General features: G+C 71.7%; 3 protein-coding genes. All 3 read left to right on the forward strand.

Translation table 11 applies throughout. The features are described from left to right. Positions 1-1,451: DEAD/DEAH box helicase (locus tag MXD58_RS19455; RefSeq protein ID WP_250609686.1), on the forward strand; the 1,451-nt coding region annotated here is incomplete at its 5' end. 340 nt (positions 1,452-1,791) lie between these two features. Next, the gene (locus tag MXD58_RS31745) at positions 1,792-2,562 is read left to right on the forward strand and encodes a LuxR C-terminal-related transcriptional regulator (RefSeq protein ID WP_518478453.1); all 771 of its coding nucleotides are present in this window, start codon (positions 1,792-1,794) and stop codon (positions 2,560-2,562) included. A 1,398-nt stretch (positions 2,563-3,960) separates the two neighbouring features. Next, the coding region (locus tag MXD58_RS19470; protein WP_250609687.1) for an MMPL family transporter at positions 3,961-5,145 on the forward strand (1,185 nt) is incomplete at its 3' end.

Raw genomic sequence — 5,145 nt, forward strand, 5'->3', positions numbered from 1 at the left:
ACCTGCTGCTGCGCCGCGCGCCGCGGCTGACCAGCGGGTACGGCGCACTACCGGGCCGCGACCTGTCCCCGGACCGCGCGGGCGGCGGCGAGCCGGATGGCAGCAAGACCGGTGGTCGCGAGACGGGTGGCGAGGACGGCGGCGAGGACGGCGGCGAGGACCAGGTGGCGGCCGTGCTCGCCGCGGTCAGCGCCCTGGACGGCTCCTACCTCGCCGTGCAGGGCCCGCCCGGCGCGGGCAAGACCTACCTGGCTGGGCGCCTGATCCAGCATCTCGTCGGCCAGGGCTGGTCGGTCGGCGTCTGCTCCACCAGCCACAAGGCGATCGAGAACGCGATGACGGCGGCGACGGGCCGCCCGCCCGCGGTGGACTCCGACGAGGCGGCCGCGTGGCGCCCGGCGGTGCCGGCGGCGAAGAAGCTGCGCGGTGGCGCGCGGCCCGACCCGAACGTTCGGCTGCCCTGGGACACCCCGCGTGACCTGCGGGCCCTGGCCGCCTGGCGGGACAGCCACCCGCAGGGCCATCTGGTCGGTGACACCGCCTGGGCGTTCGCGAACCCGGCGCTGACCGCGGTGCCGTTCGACGTCCTGATCATCGACGAGGCGGGCCAGTTCGCCCTCGCCGACACCCTCGCGGTGACGGGGGCGGCCCGCAACCTGGTGCTGCTTGGCGATCCCCAGCAGCTTCCGCAGGTGGTCGCCGGGATCCACCCCGACGGCGCCGACGCGTCCGCGCTGTCCCACCTGCTCGGTGACGCCGAGGTCATCCCGCCGGAGTTCGGCTACTTCCTGGACCGGACGCGCCGGCTGCATCCCGCCGTGTGCGAGCCCGTGTCGGCGCTGTCCTACCGGGGCCGGCTGCGAGCCCACCCGGTCGCGGCGACCCGTGCCATCGACGGCGTGCCGGCCGGCCTCTACCTGCACGACGTCGAGCACGAGGGCAACGGCACCCGCAGCGACGAGGAGGTGGCGGCCGTGTGCGCGGCGCTGCGGCGCCTGGTCGGGCGGACGTGGACCGACGCGGCCGGGAGCAGGCCGCTGACCGGGGCGGACGTGCTCGTCGTCGCGCCGTACAACCGGCAGGTCCGCGCGGTCGACCGGGCCCTGGCACAGGCCGGTCTGACCGGTGTGCGGGTCGGCACCGTGGACCGGTTCCAGGGGCAGGAGGCGGCGGTGGTCGTTACGACCCTGACCACGTCGAGTGCGGCCGAGGCGCCGCGCGGGCTGGACTTCCTGCTCTCCCGTAACCGGTTGAACGTCGCGCTGTCCCGGGCCCAGGTGGTCGCGGTGCTGGTGATGTCGCCGGCGCTGGTGGACTCCTCGCCGCGCAGCGTCGCGGAGCTGCAGTTGCTCGCCGGCCTCGCCCGGCTGCGGGCGATGGCGCGACCCGTCGGGTTCGGCGTTCCGGCGCCGCGACCCGGGGGCGCCGACGCGCTCGCACTGCCCGTGTAGGAAGATCCTTGTGGGGCGGTGGCCGCACCGGCCGTGTTTCCCGGCGGTCGGGCATTCGGCCGACGGCGCCGTTACGCGGGAGCTGGCCGGACCCCTCGGCCGTATTTCTCGAGGCGGCCGTTTGTGCACTTATTTGTGTAGTTCGTAAAACGGATGCTACGCTTCCCTCGGTCTTCTACAGGTCGGGAAGGGGACGCTCGTGACAGTGGACGTGTCGGCCCCGAGTCGCGTGCAGATAGTCCTGCCGCGGGCAATTGCCCGGCTGCGCGCTTCATCGGGAGCCCATCTCACATTCGGTGGAATAGTCGCACCGCATTCTGGTCGATTGACCGTCACCAACGTGGACGGACCAGCACCGAGCGGACTGCTCGGCGCTTCCGTCCCGCCCGGGACGGGAATCGGCGGGCAGGTGGTGCGGCATTGCCGCCCGGTCGTCATCAACGACCCGGCGGCAACAAGAAGGGTTCTGCGTTCAGCGGCCTCCCCCATGGAGGGCGCCGACTTCGGAGCCATTCTCGCGGTACCGGTCAGCATGGAAGGCGCGGTGGTAGCCGTGCTGTACGGCGCCATGCGGACCGAGATACCGTTCACCGAGGCCGCCGTAAGGGCAGCCATTGCGACGGCTCGTCTGATGGAACGTGAACTCGGCGTCGCTGCCGCACATGGAGAGCCATACTCTCCGACGGCGCCACCAGGGCGCCGTCCGCCCACCATGCCATCCACCATGGTCAGACCGGTGGGTGCCGTACCGTTGCCGCGTTCGCCCGGGCAGCCGCAGGAGAGTCTGCGACTGGCCTACCGCGAGCTGCAGGAGGTCACGGAACACGTGGCCGACCCGCTGCTGCGGGGGCGCATCGGCGGCGTGTCGGAACTGCTGCGCGGTCTGCTCGACCAGGACACCAAGGTCGGTGGCCGACTGGCGCTCACGCCGCGTGAACTCGAGGTGCTCGCACAGGTCGCACTGGGTCTGTCGAACGTGGAGACGGCCCGTCGGCTGACGGTCTCACCGGAGACGGTGAAGGCCTACCTGCGCAGCATCATGCGCAAACTCGGGGTTCGTAACCGGACCGCCGCGGTGCACGCGGCACGTCAGCTCGGCATGCTGCCCTGATCGGTGGCTCGCGGCCCGCCGGGCGACGGCGCGGCATCGGCTGATCGTCGGCTACGCATGGTTCGACCCGCGCATTCGGGTGCCGGAACCACCCAGCCCGCCGGTCCCACTGAACCCGCCGGACCAGCCGACTGGACGAACTGAGCCAGCCGGACGACTGGATTCGCCGGATCACTGGATTCGCAGGGTCTGTCGGATGCACTGAGGCTCCGGCACCCGAACGCGCGGGTGTGTTCCACGCTGGCCGGCGGCCGGCCGGACCGCCGTCGATGATCGCCTCGCGGGGCGTGAGCTCCATACCTCAACCCTCACCATCAACCCAGCGAGTGTGGCCGCCTGACCACGCGGCTGTTCGGCTGCGCGGTCGGTCGGCCGATCTGATCACCGGCCGAGCTGATCACCGGCCGGGGAGTTCTCCGGCCGGGGAGTTCTCCGGCCGGTCGGCAGGCTGGTCCCGGGCCGCCAGTGGTCACCCCGGGGCAGGCCGGTCGGCCTGCCCCGGGGGCTGCGGTGTCCCTGGCCTCGTGCCGGGTGCAACGGATTGTGCAACGAGCGCAGGGCCGGTGCGACCCGCTCCGCCGCACCGGCCCTGCATCGCCCCTTTGCCGCGCACACCAGGTACGTGCGGCGAAGGGGACGTCAGATGGTCGCCCGAGCCCGCCCCGCGTGCCCATCGGTCACGCGGCGAGCGGTGGGCGTCGCGACGAGCACGGAGCCGGTCGCCGAAAGCCGGCTGCCCGCGATACCGGCGGGACCATCGGCCGGAATGTTCTGGTGACCTTCGACCATCGGCTGGCGGCGGGCCCGGCATATCGCCGCCGGTACCTTTTTCCGTTCCGGGTGCAAAACCCGCGGCCGCTGTTGCGCCGCGTTCGCCGCGGCGGTCGGGGCCGTCCCATGGTGCGACCCGAACGAGGGACGCGCCGCCGTCGGCACCTCGCGTCGGACCATCACCTGCGGCCGCGGCATTGACCTACCCTCTTCGAGATTGGCCATCGGTATTTCGTCCCGCCAGTGATACGCCACCGTACCCGTTACCCCTCGGGTCATCTTCCGGCCGCCTGATGGGATTCCGGGCACGGAATGGCAGGGCGTCCGGTGGCGCACCTCCCGTCACCCCCGCAAGGGGGTATTCTGGATTCAGTCATCCTCGGCGGGTCTAGCTTCGGGGGAGCGACCCGGGCGTCCACGCCGCACCGCATGTCCGACCACGCGGTCGCCCGGCAGAGTCGTGCGATCACGTGGTGTCGGGAGTTTCGCCGATGCGGGGGATTGCTTGAAGGGAGCGTGATGCCGTTGTTCACCGAGTCGGCGTCGCAGCGGGAATCCCGAACGGATCAGGCGACGTACGCGACGCTGCCGCGCGGGTCTGAGGACAGAACCGGCCCACCGGCGCGAGTGTCGGCCGAAGCTGTCGCCACCGCCGAGGGTTCACCGCCGGCACCGCCGCGGGTGATGGCCTCGCTGGCGTCGATGGCCGGGGTTCCCGCGCCGCGACGATCGCTTTTCACGGTCGCGGCGGATGTCGCCGTGCTGCACCGCGGGCGCCTGCTGGCCGCCGCCTGCCTGGTCGTGATGGTCCTGCTGCCGTGGGATGCCGGCATCTACCATCAACTCGCCACCGGTGGCTTCTACGCGAAGTCGGACCGGTCGACCCAGGCGGAGCAGCTCCTCGACGACGAGTTCCCGGACGCCCCGCCGAATGTCGCGGTCATGCTCACCGCGGAGGGGGGCATCAACGGCCCGACGCCGGTCCATCTCGGCCGCGAACTCACCCGGCAGCTGACCGCGGAGTCGGGGGTGTCCTCGGTTATGTCCTACTGGCCGGACGGCGCCGGCGCGGGCAACACGCTGCTGCGCTCGCAGGACGGCCGCTCCGCCCTCATCGTGTTCCGGCTCACCGGCTCCGAGGACCACATCCAGCACCGGTTGGAGGAGCTGCACTCGCGATACTCCCACCTGGGCCAGGGCGTGCGGGTTCGCTTCGGCGGCGCGCCGGCGGTCATGCAGGACGTCACCGAACGTAGTCGAAAAGATCTTGAGTTCGGGGAAATGGCGGCCGCGCCGCTGGTGTTCCTGGTGCTGCTGTACTCCTTCGGCACGATCGCGGCGGCGATGCTCCCCATCCTGGTGGGCGTCGTGTCGGTGGTGACGAGTCTGGCTTTGTTGCGGGTTGCGGCGACGGTCACGGACATCTCCGTCTTCTCGGTGAACCTGACGACGGCGCTGGGCTTCGGCCTTGCCGTCGACTACAGCCTGTTCATCCTGCGGCGGTTCCGCGAAGAGCAGCAACGGGGGATGTTCCCCGGCGCCGCCCTGCGCCGCACGCTGGAGACAGCGGGCCGGACGGTGGCCTTCTCCGGTGTGACGGTGGCCCTCTCGCTCACCGCGGCGCTGGCCTTCCCCCTGTACTACCTGCGGTCGTTCGCCTTCGCCGGAATCATCGTCGTCATCACCTCGGAGGCCGCCGCGCTGCTGGTCCTGCCCGCGGCGCTGATGGTGCTGGGCCCCAAGCTGGATCGCGGCGACGTCCGCGCGGCGTTGTCCCGCCGGCTGGGCCGGTCGGCCGCGGCCGGGGCGCCC

It is taken from the genome of Frankia sp. AgKG'84/4, assembly GCF_023242965.2.
Classification (GTDB): domain Bacteria; phylum Actinomycetota; class Actinomycetes; order Frankiales; family Frankiaceae; genus Frankia.